28 protein-coding genes are annotated in these 20,227 nt (G+C 51.9%); 20 read left to right on the forward strand and 8 right to left on the reverse strand.

The features are described from left to right. Positions 1–10: 10 nt before the first annotated feature. Both RBB76_RS21215 and RBB76_RS21220 read right to left on the reverse strand, forming a co-directional pair. The gene (locus tag RBB76_RS21215; protein WP_429634742.1) at positions 11–433 is read right to left on the reverse strand and encodes a putative toxin-antitoxin system toxin component, PIN family; all 423 of its coding nucleotides are present in this window, start codon (positions 431–433) and stop codon (positions 11–13) included. Positions 434–436: 3 nt separating this feature from the next. Continuing rightward, positions 437–673 carry a hypothetical protein gene (locus RBB76_RS21220; protein WP_429634743.1) on the reverse strand — a complete coding sequence of 79 codons (237 nt, stop codon included), beginning with the start codon at positions 671–673 and terminating at the stop codon, positions 437–439. A gap of 129 nt (positions 674–802) precedes the next feature. Here RBB76_RS21220 and RBB76_RS21225 point away from each other — a divergent pair, with 129 nt between their 5' ends. Both RBB76_RS21225 and RBB76_RS21230 read left to right on the forward strand, forming a co-directional pair. Continuing rightward, positions 803–1,297, forward strand: a complete 495-nt coding sequence (locus tag RBB76_RS21225) for a hypothetical protein (RefSeq protein ID WP_429634744.1) — start codon at positions 803–805, stop codon at positions 1,295–1,297. A 154-nt stretch (positions 1,298–1,451) separates the two neighbouring features. Beyond that, a complete protein-coding gene (locus RBB76_RS21230; protein WP_429634745.1) occupies positions 1,452–1,580 on the forward strand; it encodes a hypothetical protein in 129 nt (42 codons plus the stop codon). A gap of 42 nt (positions 1,581–1,622) precedes the next feature. On the opposite strand, the gene RBB76_RS21235 is transcribed toward RBB76_RS21230, so the two are convergent. Then, a complete protein-coding gene (locus RBB76_RS21235) occupies positions 1,623–1,892 on the reverse strand; it encodes an SLATT domain-containing protein (RefSeq protein WP_429634772.1) in 270 nt (89 codons plus the stop codon). A gap of 1,136 nt (positions 1,893–3,028) precedes the next feature. Here RBB76_RS21235 and RBB76_RS21240 point away from each other — a divergent pair. Continuing rightward, positions 3,029–3,376 (forward strand): hypothetical protein, encoded by a 348-nt coding sequence (locus RBB76_RS21240; protein WP_429634746.1) that lies wholly within the window; start codon positions 3,029–3,031, stop codon positions 3,374–3,376. A 480-nt stretch (positions 3,377–3,856) separates the two neighbouring features. Here RBB76_RS21240 and RBB76_RS21245 read toward each other — a convergent pair whose 3' ends face one another. Together RBB76_RS21245 and RBB76_RS21250 are read right to left on the reverse strand one after the other, a co-directional pair. Continuing rightward, positions 3,857–4,018 (reverse strand): endonuclease/exonuclease/phosphatase family protein, encoded by a 162-nt coding sequence (locus tag RBB76_RS21245; RefSeq protein WP_429634747.1) that lies wholly within the window; start codon positions 4,016–4,018, stop codon positions 3,857–3,859. A gap of 114 nt (positions 4,019–4,132) precedes the next feature. Then, positions 4,133–4,369 (reverse strand): DUF1810 family protein, encoded by a 237-nt coding sequence (locus RBB76_RS21250; protein WP_429634748.1) that lies wholly within the window; start codon positions 4,367–4,369, stop codon positions 4,133–4,135. Between RBB76_RS21250 and RBB76_RS21255 the strand changes: the two genes are divergently transcribed. The 3 genes from RBB76_RS21255 to RBB76_RS21265 all read left to right on the forward strand — a co-directional run bounded on the left by RBB76_RS21255 (position 4,360) and on the right by RBB76_RS21265 (position 6,021). Continuing rightward, entirely contained in the window at positions 4,360–4,605 is a 246-nt protein-coding gene (locus tag RBB76_RS21255) for a DUF1810 family protein (RefSeq protein WP_429634773.1), read from the forward strand. The two genes, RBB76_RS21250 and RBB76_RS21255, sit on opposite strands and share 10 nt — an antisense overlap. Before the next feature lie 314 nt (positions 4,606–4,919). Then, entirely contained in the window at positions 4,920–5,291 is a 372-nt protein-coding gene (locus RBB76_RS21260; RefSeq protein WP_429634749.1) for a hypothetical protein, read from the forward strand. Between the two features lie 97 nt (positions 5,292–5,388). Beyond that, positions 5,389–6,021, forward strand: coding sequence for a TolC family protein (locus RBB76_RS21265; RefSeq protein WP_429634750.1), 633 nt, complete (start codon positions 5,389–5,391; stop codon positions 6,019–6,021). Positions 6,022–6,216: 195 nt separating this feature from the next. On the opposite strand, the gene RBB76_RS21270 is transcribed toward RBB76_RS21265, so the two are convergent. Beyond that, positions 6,217–6,573 carry an STAS domain-containing protein gene (locus RBB76_RS21270; RefSeq protein WP_429634751.1) on the reverse strand — a complete coding sequence of 119 codons (357 nt, stop codon included), beginning with the start codon at positions 6,571–6,573 and terminating at the stop codon, positions 6,217–6,219. A gap of 87 nt (positions 6,574–6,660) precedes the next feature. Here RBB76_RS21270 and RBB76_RS21275 point away from each other — a divergent pair, with 87 nt between their 5' ends. The 14 genes from RBB76_RS21275 to RBB76_RS21340 all read left to right on the forward strand — a co-directional run bounded on the left by RBB76_RS21275 (position 6,661) and on the right by RBB76_RS21340 (position 18,406). Then, the gene (locus tag RBB76_RS21275) at positions 6,661–6,885 is read left to right on the forward strand and encodes a hypothetical protein (protein ID WP_429634752.1); all 225 of its coding nucleotides are present in this window, start codon (positions 6,661–6,663) and stop codon (positions 6,883–6,885) included. A 713-nt stretch (positions 6,886–7,598) separates the two neighbouring features. Continuing rightward, the gene (locus RBB76_RS21280) at positions 7,599–7,955 is read left to right on the forward strand and encodes a hypothetical protein (RefSeq protein ID WP_429634753.1); all 357 of its coding nucleotides are present in this window, start codon (positions 7,599–7,601) and stop codon (positions 7,953–7,955) included. Between the two features lie 305 nt (positions 7,956–8,260). Then, the gene (locus RBB76_RS21285) at positions 8,261–8,488 is read left to right on the forward strand and encodes a hypothetical protein (RefSeq protein ID WP_429634754.1); all 228 of its coding nucleotides are present in this window, start codon (positions 8,261–8,263) and stop codon (positions 8,486–8,488) included. Between the two features lie 496 nt (positions 8,489–8,984). Continuing rightward, positions 8,985–9,317, forward strand: coding sequence for a hypothetical protein (locus RBB76_RS21290; RefSeq protein ID WP_429634755.1), 333 nt, complete (start codon positions 8,985–8,987; stop codon positions 9,315–9,317). 214 nt (positions 9,318–9,531) lie between these two features. Then, positions 9,532–10,593 carry a hypothetical protein gene (locus RBB76_RS21295; protein WP_429634756.1) on the forward strand — a complete coding sequence of 354 codons (1,062 nt, stop codon included), beginning with the start codon at positions 9,532–9,534 and terminating at the stop codon, positions 10,591–10,593. Positions 10,594–10,759: 166 nt separating this feature from the next. Next, on the forward strand, positions 10,760–11,599 hold the full coding sequence (locus RBB76_RS21300) for a Ku protein (RefSeq protein ID WP_429634757.1): 840 nt from the start codon (positions 10,760–10,762) through the stop codon (positions 11,597–11,599). A gap of 13 nt (positions 11,600–11,612) precedes the next feature. Then, entirely contained in the window at positions 11,613–12,395 is a 783-nt protein-coding gene (locus tag RBB76_RS21305; RefSeq protein ID WP_429634758.1) for an SOS response-associated peptidase, read from the forward strand. Positions 12,396–12,482: 87 nt separating this feature from the next. After that, positions 12,483–13,094 (forward strand): PEP-CTERM sorting domain-containing protein, encoded by a 612-nt coding sequence (locus tag RBB76_RS21310; RefSeq protein WP_429634759.1) that lies wholly within the window; start codon positions 12,483–12,485, stop codon positions 13,092–13,094. Between the two features lie 121 nt (positions 13,095–13,215). Further along, positions 13,216–13,584 (forward strand): hypothetical protein, encoded by a 369-nt coding sequence (locus tag RBB76_RS21315; RefSeq protein ID WP_429634760.1) that lies wholly within the window; start codon positions 13,216–13,218, stop codon positions 13,582–13,584. Positions 13,585–13,928: 344 nt separating this feature from the next. Next, positions 13,929–15,353 (forward strand): hypothetical protein, encoded by a 1,425-nt coding sequence (locus tag RBB76_RS21320; protein ID WP_429634761.1) that lies wholly within the window; start codon positions 13,929–13,931, stop codon positions 15,351–15,353. Between the two features lie 413 nt (positions 15,354–15,766). Beyond that, entirely contained in the window at positions 15,767–16,606 is an 840-nt protein-coding gene (locus tag RBB76_RS21325) for a Ku protein (protein ID WP_429634762.1), read from the forward strand. Continuing rightward, the gene (locus RBB76_RS21330) at positions 16,606–16,935 is read left to right on the forward strand and encodes an SOS response-associated peptidase family protein (protein ID WP_429634763.1); all 330 of its coding nucleotides are present in this window, start codon (positions 16,606–16,608) and stop codon (positions 16,933–16,935) included. The genes RBB76_RS21325 and RBB76_RS21330 overlap by 1 nt, the downstream gene beginning before the upstream one ends. Beyond that, positions 16,922–17,389 carry an SOS response-associated peptidase gene (locus RBB76_RS21335; RefSeq protein ID WP_429634764.1) on the forward strand — a complete coding sequence of 156 codons (468 nt, stop codon included), beginning with the start codon at positions 16,922–16,924 and terminating at the stop codon, positions 17,387–17,389. The genes RBB76_RS21330 and RBB76_RS21335 overlap by 14 nt, the downstream gene beginning before the upstream one ends. A gap of 693 nt (positions 17,390–18,082) precedes the next feature. Further along, on the forward strand, positions 18,083–18,406 hold the full coding sequence (locus tag RBB76_RS21340; RefSeq protein ID WP_429634765.1) for a PEP-CTERM sorting domain-containing protein: 324 nt from the start codon (positions 18,083–18,085) through the stop codon (positions 18,404–18,406). A gap of 363 nt (positions 18,407–18,769) precedes the next feature. Here the strand turns inward: RBB76_RS21340 and RBB76_RS21345 are convergent, their stop codons facing one another. Together RBB76_RS21345 and RBB76_RS21350 are read right to left on the reverse strand one after the other, a co-directional pair. Continuing rightward, on the reverse strand, positions 18,770–19,339 hold the full coding sequence (locus tag RBB76_RS21345) for a hypothetical protein (protein WP_429634766.1): 570 nt from the start codon (positions 19,337–19,339) through the stop codon (positions 18,770–18,772). 78 nt (positions 19,340–19,417) lie between these two features. Then, positions 19,418–20,149 (reverse strand): helix-turn-helix domain-containing protein, encoded by a 732-nt coding sequence (locus RBB76_RS21350; RefSeq protein ID WP_433963465.1) that lies wholly within the window; start codon positions 20,147–20,149, stop codon positions 19,418–19,420. Positions 20,150–20,227 lie beyond the last annotated feature (78 nt).

The raw sequence follows: 20,227 nt of genomic DNA on the forward strand, positions 1-20,227 counted from the left end.
CGTGTGATCCTCATCGCCCGCGCTCTGGCTGCGTCATCATCTCGACAAACTCCGCCGGCGTGATAATCCGGACGCCCTGGAACTGACCCACCTTTAGCAAGTGCTTATCTCCGCTCACGAGGTACTGAGACCGACCGGCGATCGCACACTCCAAAATGCGATTGTCTGTCGGGTCTTCCGTGACGACATCGATTCGCTGTGTCGGCTGTACATGCTCCGTGAATCCGGATATCTGGCGGATAGCATCGTCTATACGCTCCTGCGGCCAGCCGCATTTCGGTCGGCGCAACACACGCTCGACTTCATCGAGGATGTCGTCAGATACCACAAGGCGGATGGAACCCTCTTCGGCCATATCAAGGATGCGCGCGGGATTACCCGAGAAGTTCAGGGCACTGATAATTACGTTCGTGTCGGCTGTGACCCGCAGCACGGTCTACCGCTTGAGTTCGGCGCGCTCGGCCGCGATCTCGGCGTCTATATCCTCAGGCTTCAGACCTCGCGCGCGGGCATTGTTCTGCCCGAATTCGATGGTCTTTCTCCACTCGCCACGGCTCAGGCGAGTCTCGACGGCATCACGCACCAGCTCTTCCGGGGTGATTTCTTCTCTCGCCGCAGCTTCCTTGACCTTGAGTATCAGCTGGTCGGGAAGCTTTATGGGATCGGTGGCCATGTGACTATTTTGCTCCTTTGCGGGAAAAGTAGCACGCTTTTAGAGTGCCCTCTTGTCGACCCGAAGGAAAAGAAGAGCGTAAAGCTCACTGACGCCGGCGTGAAACTCCTCGAATTCACGAAAGGGGTTATGCGTCTGAAGGACGGTTTCTACCTGGAGCTGACGAAACTGAATGACGGCTTCGATATCACCGTCGCAACCACCAATTACGCGTGGCTCACCTACGCGGAGGAACTTGAAGGTTCTTATCGCAAAATCAATGACAAAGGCTCACTCAATCCCGGCAAGGGTTTCTGGCAGCAGGACAGGGTTTGGGAAGAGCTTGAGGACGCTGTCCTGAATGGTCAGGCCGATGTCGGCATATACAGCTATCCCCCCTCCCGTAGGAAGGAATTCCCCAAGGATCTGACACAGATTGATTGGGTCGCGGAGGAATATGTCTTCGTCGTCCCGGCCAAAATCGCGGCGACGGTGAAGAGAGACCGGCTTTCCATCTCCGACCTTGCGGGCGTCATGACCGACCTTCCCAGAGTCGCATTATCGCCGGGAACACAAATTCGACAGGACAGCGCTCATCGAGCAATACCTGAAGCAACAGCGCGTTCTTTCCCGATATCCGGATGACTGGCTATTCGGTGCTAACACCATCGATGAGATTAAGCACACGCTTATCGAGAAAGGTGGCATCAGCTTCCTGCCATGGCCGACCGTCGCCAAGGAGCATAGGTTGAATCTGCATAAGGCATTCCCTATCAGGCCAGCTCTAAGGCCTCGGATCATGAAGATTATTCACCGGTCCCACGGCTATCGCAAGGCGGTGGATGAGTTTATCCGGGCTGCCAAAAAAGTCAGCTATGCGAGGAAGTTCCCGGACGAGGTGGTTCGCTCTCCGGGTCACTATCGTTAACGCCCCGCCGTGTTTTCGTCGCCCGCTGTCACTGACATCAGATTAGTTTCCTTTTGCGGCCTTAGGTTTGGCTTGCTCTGACCTCTCACTTTTCCAGAAATCATTGGTCTGCGCAAATGTCCGCTGAAGTTCGTCGAATAACTTATCAAGATCCTTATCTTCGGTGTCCGCGTTCTGGCCCGCCGAAAGATAATCAAGCTTATCGCTGATCGAATAAAGCTGCGTTACGGTTTGGGTATACCTAACCCACAGAGCGCGATGATTAAAAAACGTCTCAGCCGTCGTCAACAACGTCACAACCGCACTTAGGATGAGTGCGAGGTTTTAGGATCGATATGTTTAGCTTCGGGTGGCCACTTGAAGCCGAGAATGACAGTGAGTACGGCACTTATCGTGATCGTAATGAGATACACAGTCTTGGCAGCGCACCCACTGGATCGGCGTTTTTTTCGAACGATTTTATCGCTGCGGCCAGTTGTGATTTCAGCACTGCAAGTTTTTGATCGTGCGGCATCTTTGGTCTCCCAACATATCTTCTTGAGCTGATGAATCAATGTATCGCACTAGTCATTCATCTTTTCTTTTTGCTTTGTCTTTTTTTGCCTCCAAAGCCATTTCACCTCTTTATCGTCTCCGAATCACCTTTGCCAACTCTCTCTCGACGGGCACCGTGCAGGCGTCGGTCGTTAGGGTCAATACACGGATTTTCCTCTGCGCATTCATCGCGAAACAAAATCCTATGACCCACTCCCTTTGCGCCTGCAGAAACGTGCTATCGAGAGGCGGCAAGGTGCTTCCTCCGAAACGAAAAGGAGAACGACATGGCAATCATCGGAACTTTCAAAGCAACGGAGAACGGCTACGAAGGCACACTCGTAAGATGCAAAACTCGCCCCTATGTCCGGTACGTAACATAATTATTTCCTAAATATCGGAGTCACCTGCGAGTTCAGTCAATCTGGCTCAGGATAGGACGTTTCCATGAAATCAGTGGCCGATCCCCAAAGCTCAAACCTCTTGATAAAAAGATCACCTTCTCCAGGTCATCATCGAAGGGCCCGCGGCGGCCGGAATAAGTTCGCATTCGAAGGAGAGCATGTGCGGGCAAGCCACTCCAAAAGTCGCAGCAAATCCTATGGGCCTATTTCCTCGATCAAGACCTCGGCAGCCTCAACGCTGGCTTCGCCACTCGCCGTGCGGATGCCAATTTCTCCTTCGTTTTGCTCACGATGGCGTTTCTTCTTCGCGCCTTTCTATTGATGGTTAGTTCCTTCTTTCCAGAAGCGATGCTTCTTGCTGTGGCACAACGAAATTATGAGTATGCTACAGAATGGTAGGAGCACAATTTTCATCCCAACCTGGCAGACCTGGATAGCGATGGCGGCGTCACTGTGCAGCGCCGAATATCCGCAATGGAGCTATTCGGGTGATTGCGATGGAGCCTCGTCTTGCAACTAAAAGCCCAAAGTACAGCGGAAGAAACGCGGTGTCACGTTGCCAGAATTAAGCATCTGATTCGTATGGCTATGTTTGTATTGAACCTGATTCGCGATGAAGACCCCAAACCTTTTCGCGCGGTGTGCTCGATATTGGGAGAGGGAACGGGCTTTGATGGAAGTATCCGGCGCTTTGAAGATGAACTTGAGATGGTCAAGGCGTTCGACAGTGTTGGAATTCAGCCTGAACGATACGCTGTTGCGGTGAGGGTGGTACTTTCCGGCAAGCAAGGGTCCTTCGATCTCGACCAGAACGAAGCACAAAAGCTAGGTGTCCTCCATACTGATAGTTCAGAGTAGAGAGACTCCTGGGCGCGCCGCGAGAAAAGATCATTGGAGAGACCACGGACGACACGAGTCACTAAGCCTTAGGTCGGCATACCCATTAAGAATTGGCCGACTGCAATAAGCGATTCCGCCTTCCAGGGTTCTTAGTGACGGCATTACCCTATCTCGATTATCGCTACGCCCGGGTGGGAGTCAGTAAAGCGAAGGATAATGTCCTTCGTTTCGTTGCGGGTAGAACGTAGCTATGGACCAGACTTATCACATCAGAAGGGCGTGAGAACACTTCTGAATGAGATGAGGGACGGCTAATTCGTTCCTCATCCCACAATGCGTCCCGACGTGCTCAATGGTGCTTGCCGCTTACAAGTTCTCGCCTCCCACTGGATTCCGGTTGGGGAGGTAGACGTTGACGATACGGAGGTCCTTGATTATCAATTCGATGAAGCGGGAATGGCTGTCCGCCTCATCGCCGGCGAGAGCTGTGCTAATCGTCTATATCGGGTGACGGGATAGGATTGCGACGCCGTTATAAGCTTTGTGCGTTACAGCAACGCTCTCGTATCCAAGCTTCTTGAACACGTCGGCCGGAAATTCGGTTCCCTTGAGCTCCTGTAGCAAGAGTACATCCGGCTTGCGGGTCTTAAGGCAGGTCACGACGTGGTCAAGGCGAGCGCGAATTGATTCGCGCTCCAGCTTGCGATTTCGATTGTGGTGATCTGTACTTTCTACGAAGTTGACCTCATTCTAGAGATTGCACGTTGGATAACTCTAGTGTAAGTCGCCGACTTTGAAGCGATCGAGTAAGCCGATAGTGCCTTTGTCAACTTGGTTGTGGAAGTACTTTGCCAGAGCTTCGTTGTACACAGTAGAGTGGAATCGAAATGCTTGGGCCACCTTCGAAAAGAGAGTCATCGCTGAGTGAAACTTAAGGTCATCAGGGGATCTAAAGATGTCACCAATGGAGCGATCTAAGTTAGCGTTTACAAGAGACGTGCATTCTTCCAACCGTCGGCCTAGAACGGAGTCTTAAGCGATTCATCAATGCACAAGAATCGGTCTACGAGCAGGTCAGAGCCGAGTTGGTTGCCGGCCGGAAGCGCTCTCACTGGATGTGGTTCATCTTTCCCCAGATTCGCGGTCTCGGATCAAGTCCCACCGCTCAGCGATTTGCAATCTTGGGGCTGAAGGAGGATGCGGCTTATCTAAAGAACAAACTCGTCACTGACTTTCTGAGATCGTGAGCTTGCGCCCATTTTGCATCATGAGTTGCTGCTGGTGTCGAGGTGGTGAAGAGCCAAGTAGGAGCTGGACTGCTGGCCGTGAGCTAGTTCACTAGCCGGACGGACGCGTACTACGGGTTCCGTAGAAATCGGCATCGACTTATGGGAAGAAATCCTGAACAGGCCTCTGCTCAGCCACGGCCGAGGTCTGATCACCTGTTGAAACAAACTACTCATTTAAAAAGACATGCCTCTAGCCCCGGAAACCTGAGGGTGCGGAAGGTGCTGAATCGACATTGATGAATTCGGTGGGTAGACGTAGTCTAATGATAGTGATGAGTATTTTCCGGCAACTTGGTGCTCTGGTCCTGCTGCTGGTGTCGTGCTTGGCCCCTGCAATGGCCTGCATGATTCCGAATGCAGAGATGAGCACTCAAGAGCGTGCCTGCTGCAGGGCGATGAAGAACCAATGCGGCCAGATGGAGATGCCAGCATCGCGAAACTGCTGCCAGAAGACCGCCCCGAGCATTCACGATAACGCGCTGGACACGAAGGCGGTGGTATTCCACCCGGTCTTAGTTTCCGTTATCTGGTTGACTGCTTACGAGCTGGTGAAGCCGACCTCTGCCGTCACCGGAAGGGTCGAACACCCCGACTACTCTCCACCAAAGCCCCCGCCCGCGACCATTTCCATCCTAAGAATTTAGTTAGCTCCTCTCTCGCACTCTAATTTTGCCGAGCGCGCACGCCTGTCTGCGTGGTTTCGGCAAATGCCCTGAATTGCATTTGAGATTGGAGTTTCCTATGAGCATGGTCTCTTTGACCGCCACGCTCGTACTGGTCACCGCATTTTCTGCCTTCGGGCAGACGACGGTGGCGAGTACGCCCACGCCTTTGCCCCAGCTTTTAGCTGAGGCTGGGGCAAACAACCCACAAATCTCCGCAGCCGATCACCGTGTGCGGGCCGCCCGGCAATTGGCGCCGCAGGTGGCTACATTGCCGGACCCGAAATTCACCTACCAGCAGTTCAGTGTGGGTAGCCCAAAACCGTTTGCCGGCTACACCAACAGCGATTTTGCTTACATCGGTGTCGGAACGTCGCAGGAGTTGCCCTATCCAGGGAAACTGCGGGCGCGCGGGACCGTAGCCGAGCGCGATGCCGATACGAAGCAAGCCGAGGTTGAAGTCACGAAGACCAGCATCGCCGACACAGTGAAGGCTGACTATCTCCAACTCGCTTACCTGCAACAGACGCTTGGCATCCTGCGACAGAACGAGGCCGTTCTCGACCAGCTCATTCAGGACGCAACAGCGCATTATCAGGTTGGCCAAGGGATGCAGCAGGATGTCTTGCAGGCCCAGGTCAGCCACCTCGCAGATTGCGGGTATACGAGAGACAGCTCCATCTATTGTTGGGTCGACTTGCGTTTCCTCTAACAGCCGCCACAATCATCGATGGTTTGCGCAAAGGCCGTGAAGTTGACGTTCCAGGGCTCTATACCGCACGACAGCTGATAGAGATGGGCTTCCGGAAATCTTTCGGAGATTGATCCTGATCTGGGGATACATGAAGTACCGAACCGCAATAGTCCACAATCCGCATGTGAGGCATTAGGCAAGACCCATGCGGCATCACATAAACTTGACACCGCTCTCCGCAATAATCGTAAAAACGTTGAATAGATTTGTCAGCCCTAGAAGGTGTCGAATCTGCTTGCTCAGATGCATAAGCTCTAAACTGCAACCCGCCGACTTAGCCGATACATATAGGCGCGTAAGCGTTCCTAGACCGAGGCTGTCGGTGTGCTGAAGATCGGCGAGATCCAGTATTATTCGCTTCTTCGTTGGAATGAATTCGTGAACGGTAGTGTAAAGAATGCCTTCGGAACCCGCGACGAGTCGACCGTGACAGATCAAAAGGACAACGTCATTCCGATAATGCCTGGTCTCGGTTGTGAGGATGGGCGAAGCCGCAGCGGTCTCAGGCATTTGGACAATCTCCTGGCGTGACATGGGCCGTGTCGAACCTAGAGATTATCGCATGTGACAGTACAGTAAATTGAATAGTGAGGTCGAATGGCAGCGAAGATTAAGTTCAAGAAGCAATACAAACCGATGGGATTCGGTGACAGAGACGACAAAGGATCTGTGGAGGCGCATCTGAGAGCCAAGGCTGAGGCAAGAGAGACTCGTCAGTACAACAAACGCATGAAGGAACTTGAGGCCGAAGACGCACGGAGACGTGGTGGCATCCTGACCAGGGTGATGCGTTTCTTCTCTTCTAAGCATCGAACCCGCTGATGGACGCCGCTGACCTAATGAGCCTTTGGAAGACTGACGAACTTCCTGCATGTGATGAAGGGATGGTGCTGGCTCTTGAATTCCTGACAAGCTGTGTGGAGGCAGTCGAAAGTGGAGATTCCGCTGAATTCAACATGCGGTTCAATACACTATTCAACCATCAGAACAGATGTGAAAAGTGCAGAGAAATCTGATCTCTACAAGCTCCGGGAACATGGTGGTTCCAAGTGCATCGTTTTGCCGATCTTTACCTCGAATTCGGTCCCGTCATGGCGCAACTGAGGTGAAACAGCTTTGAACCTCGAATCACTATAAAAGAGTGTCAACTTGGCTCTCCCAGTCATCAGAATCGTGTGCAAATTATAAAGAGGTAAATTATATGCGTGTACAAAATGATGCCCTGCTAACCCCCTTGGATATTCAAAGGATGCCAGCATGTGATGAAAGATTGGATCTCGCGCTAAAGTTCCTGAAGGCAGCTGCTGAGTGCGTTAACACGGCGGGTCCTACCAGGACCAGCACGAGCCGCGCAGATCTTCTGTGGACGTATAACGCTATGGTGAATCATGAGGACAAGTGAGAAGTGTAATGAGGTCTGAACACTCGACTAAAGATAAAAGACTTAATGCTCTGTCGGGCAGGCAACTCACTTTTGCGAAGGAATTTGATAGTCTATTGCGCGAAATTGAAAGCCCTCCCCAAGGGAGCAGATCATGCACGGCGCGATTTTGGTCTACGGCAATGATGAAATCTTGGTGATGACACGCACTCACATTCTCGGAAAAGCCGGGTATGAGGTGTTCACAGCGCAGACATTTGGCAACGCCATGCTCGTGCTGATGAACCAACGAATCGACATGGTTCTTTTATGTCAAACCCTAAAGGATGCTGAGCGGCGCGGTATTTGGGAAACGGCGCACGCGCTCCAACCGGAAATTAAATGTCTGGTCCTAGACTGCGGCCCGAGCGAAGTTGCGATAGATGGGGCGGATCTTATTCGAGGGTTTGTGGAGCCTTCCACGCTTGTCGATACAGTCGGAAAGCTAATGACTCAAAAGGTGTCTCTTTAAGGGAACTTGACGCTGAAGATGCACGGAGACGTGGCGGCATCTTGAATGGGTAGCGCGTCTCTTCTCTTCAAAGCATGGGACACGATGATGGACCACAACAAACTGTTGGCTCTATGGACACAGACGACTTTCCTGCTTGCGCCGAAGGCATGATGCTGGCACAAGCTTAATTTGATCAGCTGTGGCGAAGGAGTTAATCGTCTCGGCACCGAGGAACCCTTAGACCGAGTGAATGACATCAAAGCCTGTTACATGGCCCTGGTCGAGCACGGTGAGGACTGTGATTCCTGCAATGAGGTCTAACCATGACAGTCCCGCTAGATGACAGCCCAGAAAGCAGCAAAGAGACTTACAGTGAGGGTGGTCTCAGCGGAGAGGCCACTGCCGACACAGAGCCATTCAAGTTGCGTAACCGCACAGATGAAGAGGTTGCTGAATACGATAAGGGTTTTGAGGCTGGTCAGAAGGGTCAGGAGAACGACGACACCAATAGTGAGGCTTGGCAACGTGGTTGGGCTGAGGCTCAGGAATAGGCCGAGCTTTGACGAATCGTGGTTTACACATTAGTCATTTCTTCCTCGGATGAGGCGCTGCGTTAGCAGCTGGGTTATCGTTAGCAGCGTTAGGCGCTGGGTTTACCTCAGCAGGATAGGCATTAACCGAGGGAGTTTGGCTCTTTGTGGAACCGACCACACCAGATGAGACGAGAGCGGCAAATACAACACCGAGCGCCCCAATGATTGCTGCCCAGATTGCTGCCTTATTATTGTCAGCCATTTTGCCCGTCCTTTTTGAGATCAGGCCCGGATCGCGATCCCCATATTTTGCGCCGTATGATCTCGTACGTCAACAATTGACGGGAAAAAGTGCCTGAATCGCGCAAGCAACTCTGCTAGCCTATTTCGCTTGGCGAAAGCACGGAAAAAAGCCGAACATCCCACCCTGCCGCTTGCCGCTCCGAATCCCCCACGGAAGCCCCAAATCGGAGATCGGGTAATACCTGAGCGATCTGAATCTGTATGGAAGATCATGAGCGTCCGCTCTGAAAGCTCAGTGGATCTAGAACTGCCAGGAACTTATCTCACAAGATTTCGTCAGGATGTCAGCACTCTAAAGTTTGTTGACGAGCCTGTGGTAAAAGCTCCAGAGCCTGCCCGCGATACCTCGGACATCTTTGAGCGCATTGAGACCATACAACGTGAGAATATTCAGCGATTGGACGATGACATCGCGATACTCACCAAATATCTGAAGACCGAAGACGCATCAAAGGATGTAATGATGGTTCTAGAGAAGCTGAGCAATGAGCAACACGCAAGCTGGCAAGCGGCTATCGAACGGATCGAAGAGTTGATGGCCTAGCCCACCCGGGATATCTGGTTGTAGTCTTGGAGCCAACTCTAAAGTCTCAGCATCGGTGTAGCGGAAGGGGACCCGAATTCGGGTGTCGTGCATGCAAACCAATCGGACGTTGATTTCCACTGGGCCCAGAGTGGGGTTCAAGCCAAGTATCTTGAACATTCTTTCCTAGTCGGGCGATCTATCAAAGTAGATCGCGATATCGGAGGGCGCTGTTATGGGAGTACAAATACAGACAGTAGCGTCATGCACTGGATACGTCTTCGTCTCGACTGGTTCCGTATATCACAAGAGCCAGGAACCAACAGGAAACTGGACTCCCTTCGAACCAACAGATCCTGACCACACGTGGCCCGGTGTCAGTCTGCCTATGTCGGCGGCTACCTATCAGAATCCTGAAGGATTGGTGGGATATGTAGCGGTAGCTGGAGTTGATGGGCAACTTTATATCGGCGCACCGGCACGGGGTGTTTCCGGGCCACTGGTGGTTCCCCCTCTACCTCCGATGCAACCGTACAGTGTTTTAGCCACAGACTCTTACATCATGTATTTCTCGTCAGACTCTGCGCAGATCGCCTTGATCGACTTTGCTCAAATCATGGGCATCGTTCCCTCTACAAACAGTGTCTATCAGGTGCTTCAGGCTCCTGGCTCCTATCAGTCTCCTGGACCCCTTACGGCAGCTAAGGATTCGGAAGGCCTATGGGAGATTTGTGGCACCCTCGGCACGGGACTTGAGATCGTTCGTCTAGTGGGGGAGCCGGCCAGTGTCCGCTGGTCTCACATTCCCCTTGATGTCGAAGGGTGGCCTTTCGGCTTGTACCTGTGCGGTGAAGCTTTGTATATGTTTCTTACCGATTCGGAGCAGATTTGGGTAAAGCGAGCGCTGCGGCTTAAGCTACCTAGACAACGAGACGCAGAATATCTGTGGGAAGCAGCCCACCTGTTGCCCTCACCTCCTCAGGGCACATTCGACCTTCAACCTGCGACGATCATTGTGGCCCCAGGTGAATATTTCATGCTGTTTACGATCGATGGTGATGGTGGGTTATGGCGACTCCAGTATGGCGGTACGTCAGACTCCAATACATGGGAGTACGTGGGATTCCCTACCGAAGCCGACTCTATTCGTCCAAGTACTCTAGCTGTATCAATAGGAACCACTGGCAATGTTGAGCTCTTTGCCGCAAGCGATGCAGGCGACCTATGGCAGATGTGGCACACCACGGAGACTGGTGTCTGGTCAGACTGGTATTTTCATGGACGGCCGGCCGATTAGGTTGAAGAAAACATTGATTGCCTATTCAGCTTTGCGGACATCTCAGACTTCATGTTGTGCAGTTACTTTCCGGCGCTCCGACAAGATTCGATAGAGAGGAAAGTCCGCGTCACTCGGGGTGAATTCTCCGCATCACATTATCTTGAAGAATCGTCTAGGAGATGCGATGCCAACTCGTCCCACATGGTCTGGATCGATTCAGATTTCTCTCGTTTCGATTTCAGTCAATATCTTTCCCGCCACCAACCCCGGACGGCAGGTGGAATTTCATCAGATTGATCGAAAGACGCATAAGCGCGTCCACCATCAGAACGTTGACGAGAGTGGTGAGGTTGAGAAGGCCGACATTGTTAAAGGGTTCGAGTACGCAAAAGACAAATACATAGAGATAGACCCAGATGAGTTAAAGGCTCTCCGTATTCCAACCGCAACCACGATGCAGATTAAGCAGTTCGTGAAAGCCGGCGAGATTTCCTCTGCCCTCTTCGATAGACCGTACTTCGTTGCGCCTAAGGATGAAGTTCAGGCAAAGGCCCTCAGTATCATGCGCAAAGCTCTTGCACAAACCGAAACCCTGGGCATCGGAGAGATTGCTTTCAGTGGCCGGGAACATCTAGTCGCCATCGGAGCGCCTCTAGATCCCAAACAAAAGGGACTGATGCTTTATATGCTTCGTTACGAAGATGAATTGCGCGATCCAAAGTCCTCTCTTTCGGGAGTGAAGGAAACATCGGTAGATTCCGATGAACTCGCACTGGCAAAGCAGCTCATCGCCAAAAGCACATCAAAATTCGATCTGTCCGCCTATCAAAACTACTATGAGTCAGCCATTAAGAAACTGGTGAATGCAAAACGGAAAGGTAAGCCACTTCCCGAGCCAGAACCCGATACCCCCAAGATTAAGGTGGTCAACATTATGGACGCGCTTCGAAGCAGTCTGGCCGAGAGCAAACCAAAAAAGGGTATCTCCAAGAAGGCTTCACAACGGAAGACGACGGCAGCCTAGGATTGGGATAGAAATGTGCGGTCGTTACTATCGCCGATCAGACAAGCAGCGCATTGCCGAAGCCTTTAAGGTCGGTAAGCTGCCCGCTGGCTTCGAGCTGCCGCCCGATTACAACATCGCCCCCAGCACCTTCCAGCCTGTAATACGGACAGATCGCGAGACGGGCGAGAGAGAACTGACCATGATGCGGTGGGGGCTTGTCCCTGCGAAGGTCGCTGATCCGGACAGCTTCAAGATCTTCTCCACGACGAATGCTCGCGCTGAGTCCATATTAGACAAGCCGATCTGGCGAGGCCCTTTCACTCACGCTCGCTGCCTCGTCCCGCTGGATGGATTCTACGAGTGGCTTCAGCGGCCCTCCCTGCCGCAACCGCCGCCACTTGAGGCAGGCGAACACGGTCTTTTCGGCAACATGGAAACAAAACCCGAGAAGACGGCTAAGCCAAAGGCAGGGTCTAGACCAGTTTATAAATTCGAAATGCCAGATGGAGCGCCTTACGCGCTGGCGGGATTGTTTTCGGAATGGCGACCAAGGAAAGGAAGCTCGCACCCTCCGCTTGATACTTATTCCATAGTGACAACCGAAGCCAATGAGCTGACCGATCCGATTCATGATCGAATGCCGGTGATTTTGCATCCGCGCGACTACGACCGATGGCTGAACGATTATGACGAGTCTCCACCTCCTATAGATCTGTTGCGTCCGTTTGAGTCCAAGGGTATGCGAATGACACTGGCCAATAGGCTTGTCGGCAACGTTCGCAACACTGGACCAGAGATGCTGAACAGTGCGTAGATCGTTCCAGAAAAACTTTTCGTTGATACGTTTCATACTGAGAGGTCACTATCAGTGGAAGCACAAATCCACGCTGAGGAGTTGGATATGAAACGCTTGTACCTGATAGCTCTCTTCGCTTTTCTTGCCTCGTTCAATGACTTTTCGCCTTCTGTAGCACATGCTGACACTTACCAATCTGTGACCATACACGCCGGCGATTACAACTCAAACGATTACTTCCTGTACGGCATCGATAACAAGGGAGATTTCGTCACCGACCGACCCAATTGCGATGAACTCGGTGACACTTGCTATTACTCGTTCGTTTCGGGAGATCGGAGTTCGAGCAGTTTCACCCCTCCGGCGCTTGACTACGACAACAGCACAGTATGTGGCACCAGCGACTTCGCGGTAGAGATCTGTAATGAAGGTAAGGTAGCGTTCATCGCTAAAGGCCCCGCACCCTCTATCGACACTCTATACTCTGGACCCTCTTCAGAGTTGTCGATTGTCAAGAGTGGTGACTTCGGCTTTATCAATCCGTTGATGGACAGTAATGGTGACATAGTTTTTGACGATGGCAACAACTTTGAAGAGTACATCGACGTCACGAGCCGTCTCGGTGTCACACCAGAACCTACAAGTATCGCCCTCTTGGGTACAGGGATTTTAGGCTTCGCCGGATTCATCCGACGCGGATTGAGTAAGCATAGCTAATAGATCAGCATAAGAAGTGGATGAGAAACCTACCATGTCCTTCATCCACCGTAATCTCGTTGGATTGATCAGAGACACCGAGAATTCTACCTTCCCACCACATAATCGAAAGGAGCGGCACATGGCATGGCTAACAGAACAACAATTGCTAACAATGACCCCGGCCCAAATCAAAACCTACGCAGGCACACTCCAGACAGCCCTTAAGATTCAGGAAACGGTGATCGACAACCTTACGGAGTTAGTTAGCACTGAATTTGCGACTCCTAACTCGGTACCGCCGAACATTGCTAAGGGACAAATAAAACTAGGCCAGGATATAGCCAGTGTAAGGGACACATTCACTGCGCCGGTTCTCGCGCTTTCTTACGTTGTCGGCGCTATTGCCGTCCCACCGTTTCCTGCAAAGATCGGCAATCCCTTCGACGCTACCTTCCTGAGAAACACTCTAATCGGCCTTCAGTCATTACTGTCTGAAGAGATATTTTAGTGAGAGACGTTTCGGACGAGATATTTGCTTTCGGCACCGCGCAGCGTTATTACACGCTGCAAGGTCCTTTACGCGCTCCTGTTGCACCCAGGATGATCCCTTGATCGTCGCTGCCGGGGCGCCCCTTGGGTTTGATCCACCTCTCCAAACGCAAAAAGAAACTCCATCACTCTAGAGATATGAGTGATGGGGCTTGATCTTTGGTTATGGTAGGCTTTGCAGCACATGTAAAAGGGGTGCGGTGTCGGGCTTGATGAACAAAGTTGGTTAGCACTGTGACTCGACCGCAAGAGATCCCACGATCGGGTCGTTGAGAATTCAATCAGACAGGGAGCGGAAAGAGCATGATCCGAAACTGTTTTCATTGGTTGGCTACGATTACCTGGACTTGTCTCGGCGTGTTCCTAGCTTACGCATGGTACATTTCCCTTCGCGCTGCTGGACATGATGGTTTTCTCTACGTGATTAGCGAGATTATGGTGCTTTCCGCGCTGGGAGTCATTGCCGGTGTTGAGGTCTCATTCATTGAACTGCGAGATAAAGATCTAGCTCAAGTTTCTGATAAAGTTCGCCCAACTTTGCGTAAAATGCAAGATGCCGGAGATGACGTATTTCGAGCAAGAGAGTGGCTTGGCGTGGCACTTATTTTCCTGCTCACTTACCTGTGCGAGTTCGAGTGGAAATTTCCGCATTTCGCGGTGCAGGCGGCGCATCGAACTCATAAGTCGATTCCGTGGCTAGGTCTAAATCACGAACATAGCAAGTTCGTAATGTCCATTTTGTTCACAACGCTTCCGCTGGTTTGGATTGCACAAGCACCTGCTAAATACCTTTGTTTTTGGAACTCCGAAAAATTTCTTCGGCACACACGTTTTAGCTGGATATTCCTGCAGGCTACTATCTCGTTGACTAACTGTTTTCACCTTAATACGGTGACTGAGTTGTTAGTTTCGCCGTTCCGTTCTCACTGGGAATCTCAGAAACGTAACTTACCTCCTAGCGATGCCGCCCACTACGTGGCTTCTTTAAAACGATACGGCTACGGTATGCATGACTTAGACGAGGAGATCCTTATTCATAAGGATGGTAGTACTACCATTACTCAGACTTGTATAATGCATTTAGTGGCTGGAAAAAGTGATTCATTTCTTCGTACGCTGACTTGCGCGCAACCTTGCCTTGATGCGAACGTAGAGTTCCTTGACAGCTTTCGCTGTGCCCTTCCAGCCGAAACGCTTCAAGATATCGATGCGCAAGTGGCGGGAAAGACTGACCACACTCCAATAAAAGATTTAGCTTACGAGAAGATCAAGGACCCAAAGAAGAAGGGGGTTCGGGTCACAATACTCTCGCCTGAACCATTCACGAGAGAATCACCACCACGCGCAGCTATCGTCCAGTTTAAGCTCAAAAGCGAGTGGGAGCCGTCATCATTTTTTGTAAATGCTGGGGCAGTAGACTGTAATTCCCTTGATTGTAAATTTCCCCACCGAACAGTGCGGTCCAAGATTCGCTTCAGTCCTGATTGCAACCTAATCTTTGCCAAAATCAACACAGAGGTGACTTTTGAAGGAAATCCATACGATATCGAGAAAAAGATGATCACCCAAGTCGATACAGGCGATGCGTCTATCATTCAATTTAGAATTGACTTCCCGTTGCCAGGCGTACATTACAAAATGAATTGGACAGTATGGGATCGCGCAACAAACCGAGAAGCTGTTCTCCCCCAGCTTGACCAGGAAAGCGAAAAAGGTGAGTCCGTTTGAGTCGAGTATTCATTTTCGTGACTATGCAGTAGAGTCCCATCGGCGCAATACACAAAAGCGACAATCTTGTGATGCGTCCGGCCCGAATTCTGCGCTATACCAAAACGCCTCCACCACCTGAGAAGATGATGGAGGCTGGGTGTTGCTGATTTTTACACGTGTTGCGTCAGTACTTTCACAGGATGCGTCCCGGCGTCTGTGATGTACGAACCTCCACGGGCCGTATCCGATGAATGCAACGGCACCCTTGCTCACCAGGAACGTGTAAGGGTCACAGCAATCTGGACCCCACCTGCGTCACCTGTCACGCTGCGTAGCTAGCGTCGTTCCAGATTAGTTTTGATGGGGGGACTAGTCCGTCACCCAGGGCGAACTCTCCGCATCATATCTTCAAGAATTTTCCAGGAGATGCGATGCCAACTCGTCCCACATGGTCTGGATCTATTCAGATTTCTCTCGTTTCCATCTCGGTTAACATCTTCCCCGCTACCAACCCTGGACGACAGGTCGAATTCCATCAGATTGATCGCAAAACGCATAAGCGCGTCCACCATCAGAACGTCGACGAGAGTGGGGAGGTTGAGAAGGCTGACATCGTAAAGGGCTTTGAATACGCGAAAGACAAATATATAGAGATAGATCCGGATGAACTGAAGGCCCTTCGCATTCCGACGGCGACCACCATGCAGATAAAGCAATTCGTCAAAGCCGATGAAATTTCCTCTGCGCTCTATGATCGACCCTATTTCGTCACACCTAAAGATGAAGTTCAGGCCAAGGCCCTGAGCATCATGCGAAAGGCTCTCGCGCAGACAGACACATCAGGAATCGGAGAGATTGCTTTTAGCGGACGTGAGCATCTGGTGGCTATAGGAGCCCCGCTTGATCCAAAGCAAAAGGGAATGATGCTTTACATGCTTCGCTACGAAGATGAATTGCGCGATCCCAAGTCATCCCTTTCAGGCGTAAAAGAAGCGTCTGTAGATGCCGATGAACTTGCACTGGCAAAGCAGCTGATCGCCAAAAGTACGTCAAGGTTCGATTTGTCCGCGTATCAAAATGACTATGAAGCGGCCGTGAAGAACTTAGTAGATGCAAAACGGAAAGGTAAACCACTTCCAGAACCTGAGCCGGCACCAGCCAAGACTAAGGTGTTCAACATAATGGACGCGCTTCGGAGCAGTTTGGCCGAAAGCAAACCCAAGAAGGTGGTCTCCAAGAAGTCCGAGCGGCGTAAGAAGGTCGCAGCCTGATGTGCGGGCGCTATTATCGCCGCTCGGACAAACAGCGCATTGCCGAAGCGTTCAGGATCGGTAAGCTGCCTCCTGGCTTCGAGCTGCCTCCCGATTACAACATAGCGCCGTCTACCTTTCAGCCCGTGATTCGTTCCGATCGCGAGACCCGAGAGCGAGAACTGACGATGATGCGTTGGGGGCTAGTCCCTGCGAAGGTAGCAGATCCCAACAGTTTTAAAATCTTCTCCACCACGAATGCTCGCGCAGAATCAATTCTCGATAAGCCGATCTGGAAGGGACCGTTTACTCACACTCGATGCCTTGTTCCGCTGGATGGCTTTTTATGAGTGGCTACAGCGGCCGGCTCTGCCTCAGCCGCCACCGATCGAACCACGAGAGCACGATCTCTTCGGAAACATCGAAGCAGTACCGAAGAAAGCAGGCAAGCCCAAAGCGGGATCCAGGCCCGTGTTCAAATTCGAGATGCCAGATGGAGCGCCCTACGTTCTCGCTGGCTTGTACTCGGAGTGGCGACCAAGGAAGGGAAGCGACGACCCTCCCCTAGATACGTTCTCGATTGTCACCACAGAAGCTAACGAACTGACCGATCCGATACACGATCGCATGCCGGTGATCTTGCACCCGCGTGACTATGATCGATGGCTGAATGACTATGACGAGTCCCGACCGCCCATCGATCTGCTTCGACCCTACGAGTCTGAAGGAATGACGATGACGCCAGCGAATAGGCTCGTTGGAAACGTAAGGAATAACGGACCCGAGATGCTGAACAGCGCGTGAGAGTGAAGTCACGATGCAATTCTTTTCATCTTGACATGCCCATAGGGTCCGTTCATCATTCGGCCTAGCTTACTCCGATATGGAACGGAGTGAGGCTTGCTCATTCTGGGGTCTATCTATGCAGAGTCTCACCCAGCCTATGCGTACACTCCCGCTTGCAGCTATTTTCATCACCAGTCTTTTGAGGACGGCTTGCCTCGCTGATACGGTGCCCGTAGTTCCAATACCCGAGCCAGCGACGTATGAAGTCATTCTCAATACGCCAGCTGGTGTTCAGACGCAGATTGGTAACTCTCCGGAATCGTTGACTTACAGCAGCACACCAACAGCGAGTTTACCGTTCGCAGCAGCATCCGCTCAAGCCGGTCCCAATGACCTCGGAGTCTATAGCGGTGTAGGATCCATCTCAAACGGTATGGCAGCAGGCGGTGCTATCTCAGCAGAGGCGCTTGCTACAGACACCCTCTATCTGAAAGACGCACCAACAACTGGATACCTCTCGGTAGCAATCTCCGTTCTGGGATACAACTTGAATGATGCGACTGTAGGCGGTGCTCCTGACTCCTTTCGTATCCTGAGTCCGATGCACTCTATAGAATCGCTACTGGGGTCGGGTCTGATTGCAGTTCCACAGAGCCCACCTTTGGTAGTTGCGGAGCAATTCCTGGAATTCCGGGGATTTCGGTACTTGCTGTGCCTTATGTTCTCTCTGCCGACGACACCACCATATTCGGGACGGAATTTGAGAGCGCCAATCAGTGCGAAACCGATGGGTCCGCCACGTGCAGCGCACAAAGCCTTTTCTTCAATACGGCTACCATCGATTCGATCACCGTGGAGAACGCAAACGGTAGCCCTGTCTCAGGAGCCACAGTCACTTCTCTTGCTGGAATTGACTACAACGCCTCCCCGGTGGGGTCTACGCCTGAGCCATCAAGCATTCTGTTGCTCGGGACGGGCGTGATAAGCATTGCCGCCTTGATCCGTCGTCGGTTGAGTATTCACTCCAACTCATAACGTTCGCGACCGCCCGATTGCAAAGTGTAGGGCATGACTACCAGAGAACACTCATCAAAGAACTAGTACAACTCAATACCTCGGTCGGCCTCAACTCAAAACAAGGGCTGAAGCTGCTTAGCGAATACGCAAACGTGGGAACAGTCGTCTCAAATAAGATCATTTCTTTATTTGAGACGACCAAGCCAGGCTTCTACGACGGCGCGAGGTGATCCTCAGATCCTTAGAAGCGATCCCAGACTAGCGATGGCGGCCACGTGTGAGTCTCCGGATTGCCCGTCAACTGGAAGTGGTCGTTACCAAGGCTCCGGCGGACCTCTAGGGCTGACAAAATCAATTTCAAAGTCAGCGGGATTGATTGTGCTATTGGGTAGGCCAATCCTTGAAGGGAATGATTAGATAAAGCTCGGAATGACCCGGCAGATGTGAGACGTAAATCTGACCCGTGGAGCCATCGCGATTGAATTTCGCGAGGTCTTCATTGTGAGGTGTAATGATCATCGCATGAGGACCCACATGATAAGTGTGATCGGCACTGGGTGATGTTCCGTGCAGGTCTGGGACCCATGCTCCGGAGAACATGTACATGACCCCGATCTGGTCGATGTGTACGGGACGGTCCGCGAGGCTGTCCTTGATCCATTGCATCGAGGTCTTATCCAGGCACATCGGCTCATCGTGAGGGTATCCGGGTATTCCGGGCAGGCATGTCCAATCGCTCTTGCCGGCTCGCAAGACGCGGTATTCGGCGGTTGGAGCTTTCGGATCATTCGGCCAGTCTGCAATGACCGCGGCTTTGACAATAAAAGGCGGTCCTGCCCTAAGAGCATCTGCAACCTTCTCTTTATCTGTGGATTGAGTAGGCTTCATATCCATTTGTGCTGATGCCGCGAGCGAAGCTGCAAACGTGACTGCGACGACTAATCTGACCATGTCTGTGTCCTTACGGGGAAATGAGATACATTTCAAATCGTAGGGATATGCAGTGCGATCAGTCTTGGCGAAATCTGTTTATTGATGGCCTTTTCTGCTTCTGCGCCACTGTCCCGGACTCTCTCCTAGGACGCGCTTGAAGGATCTGTTGAGTGCGGATTGATCGGCGTAGCCACACGTGCTCGCAACTTCGGCGAGCGATAAATGTGTGGCCAGCAGGAGATCTTTTACAGCATCGATGCGCCGCTCCATAAGCCAACGGTGCGGGGGGCTCCCGAACGTTCGGCGAAAGGCATGGGCGAAATGGCTTGTCGATAGATTGCATTCGGCTGCTAGGGCGGCCAAAGGAACATTTCCACACAGGTTCGCGCTCAGGAACTCCTTCGCACGTCGCGCCTGCCAGGGGGCGAGGTGTCCTGGCTTGGGACCTGACGATGTTTGAACTTCCCCGTAGATGCTTGTGGCGTGAGCAAGGATGGTCTGTCCGATGGAGTCCAAAAAGATCTTCGACGTAGGATCGCCGCGCTGTATTGCGGAGAGGACGGCAATCCCCAGATGTCTGAGGGTCGCGTCCATCTCACAATGAGGCCACTTCAGTGTGCTCACCGCGGCAGTATGATTTTCATAAGCGAACTCTTCGAGTGCCATGCGCGGTATGTAAAACTGCAGGACGTCGATGGGATTCGGAAAAAACGCAATTGGATCTTGCTCGAGATCGAGGATCGTGACTCCTCCAGAAGGCCGCTTGCCGGTGGGTATCAATCTGCCGGAGAGCCATAGACGGCCCCCGTGATTTGCCCGAAGATGCAAATGGATTGAAAATGCCTCTTGCAATGGAATGGCGCTAGTGGGATCGGCGAAGCCATTCGGCGCGCGTAGTCTTGTTAC

This window comes from Tunturiibacter psychrotolerans (genome assembly GCF_051013365.1).
Classification (GTDB): Bacteria; Acidobacteriota; Terriglobia; order Terriglobales; family Acidobacteriaceae; genus Edaphobacter; species Edaphobacter psychrotolerans_A.

What these genes read in the sequence shown, in the direction of transcription:
- RBB76_RS21280 (WP_429634753.1), top strand. Translation starts at nt 7,599, where the DNA reads ATGCACGGCGCGATTTTGGTCTACGGCAATGATGAAATCTTGGTGATG.
- RBB76_RS21325 (WP_429634762.1), top strand. Translation starts at nt 15,767, where the DNA reads ATGCCAACTCGTCCCACATGGTCTGGATCTATTCAGATTTCTCTCGTT.
- RBB76_RS21305 (WP_429634758.1), top strand. Translation starts at nt 11,613, where the DNA reads ATGTGCGGTCGTTACTATCGCCGATCAGACAAGCAGCGCATTGCCGAA.
- RBB76_RS21270 (WP_429634751.1), bottom strand. Translation starts at nt 6,573, where the DNA reads ATGCCTGAGACCGCTGCGGCTTCGCCCATCCTCACAACCGAGACCAGG.
- RBB76_RS21230 (WP_429634745.1), top strand. Translation starts at nt 1,452, where the DNA reads ATGAAGATTATTCACCGGTCCCACGGCTATCGCAAGGCGGTGGATGAG.
- RBB76_RS21285 (WP_429634754.1), top strand. Translation starts at nt 8,261, where the DNA reads ATGACAGTCCCGCTAGATGACAGCCCAGAAAGCAGCAAAGAGACTTAC.
- RBB76_RS21330 (WP_429634763.1), top strand. Translation starts at nt 16,606, where the DNA reads ATGTGCGGGCGCTATTATCGCCGCTCGGACAAACAGCGCATTGCCGAA.
- RBB76_RS21295 (WP_429634756.1), top strand. Translation starts at nt 9,532, where the DNA reads ATGGGAGTACAAATACAGACAGTAGCGTCATGCACTGGATACGTCTTC.
- RBB76_RS21300 (WP_429634757.1), top strand. Translation starts at nt 10,760, where the DNA reads ATGCCAACTCGTCCCACATGGTCTGGATCGATTCAGATTTCTCTCGTT.
- RBB76_RS21220 (WP_429634743.1), bottom strand. Translation starts at nt 673, where the DNA reads ATGGCCACCGATCCCATAAAGCTTCCCGACCAGCTGATACTCAAGGTC.
- RBB76_RS21315 (WP_429634760.1), top strand. Translation starts at nt 13,216, where the DNA reads ATGGCATGGCTAACAGAACAACAATTGCTAACAATGACCCCGGCCCAA.
- RBB76_RS21260 (WP_429634749.1), top strand. Translation starts at nt 4,920, where the DNA reads ATGAGTATTTTCCGGCAACTTGGTGCTCTGGTCCTGCTGCTGGTGTCG.
- RBB76_RS21310 (WP_429634759.1), top strand. Translation starts at nt 12,483, where the DNA reads ATGAAACGCTTGTACCTGATAGCTCTCTTCGCTTTTCTTGCCTCGTTC.
- RBB76_RS21345 (WP_429634766.1), bottom strand. Translation starts at nt 19,339, where the DNA reads ATGGTCAGATTAGTCGTCGCAGTCACGTTTGCAGCTTCGCTCGCGGCA.
- RBB76_RS21290 (WP_429634755.1), top strand. Translation starts at nt 8,985, where the DNA reads ATGAGCGTCCGCTCTGAAAGCTCAGTGGATCTAGAACTGCCAGGAACT.
- RBB76_RS21275 (WP_429634752.1), top strand. Translation starts at nt 6,661, where the DNA reads ATGGCAGCGAAGATTAAGTTCAAGAAGCAATACAAACCGATGGGATTC.
- RBB76_RS21335 (WP_429634764.1), top strand. Translation starts at nt 16,922, where the DNA reads ATGGCTTTTTATGAGTGGCTACAGCGGCCGGCTCTGCCTCAGCCGCCA.
- RBB76_RS21225 (WP_429634744.1), top strand. Translation starts at nt 803, where the DNA reads ATGCGTCTGAAGGACGGTTTCTACCTGGAGCTGACGAAACTGAATGAC.
- RBB76_RS21265 (WP_429634750.1), top strand. Translation starts at nt 5,389, where the DNA reads ATGAGCATGGTCTCTTTGACCGCCACGCTCGTACTGGTCACCGCATTT.
- RBB76_RS21320 (WP_429634761.1), top strand. Translation starts at nt 13,929, where the DNA reads ATGATCCGAAACTGTTTTCATTGGTTGGCTACGATTACCTGGACTTGT.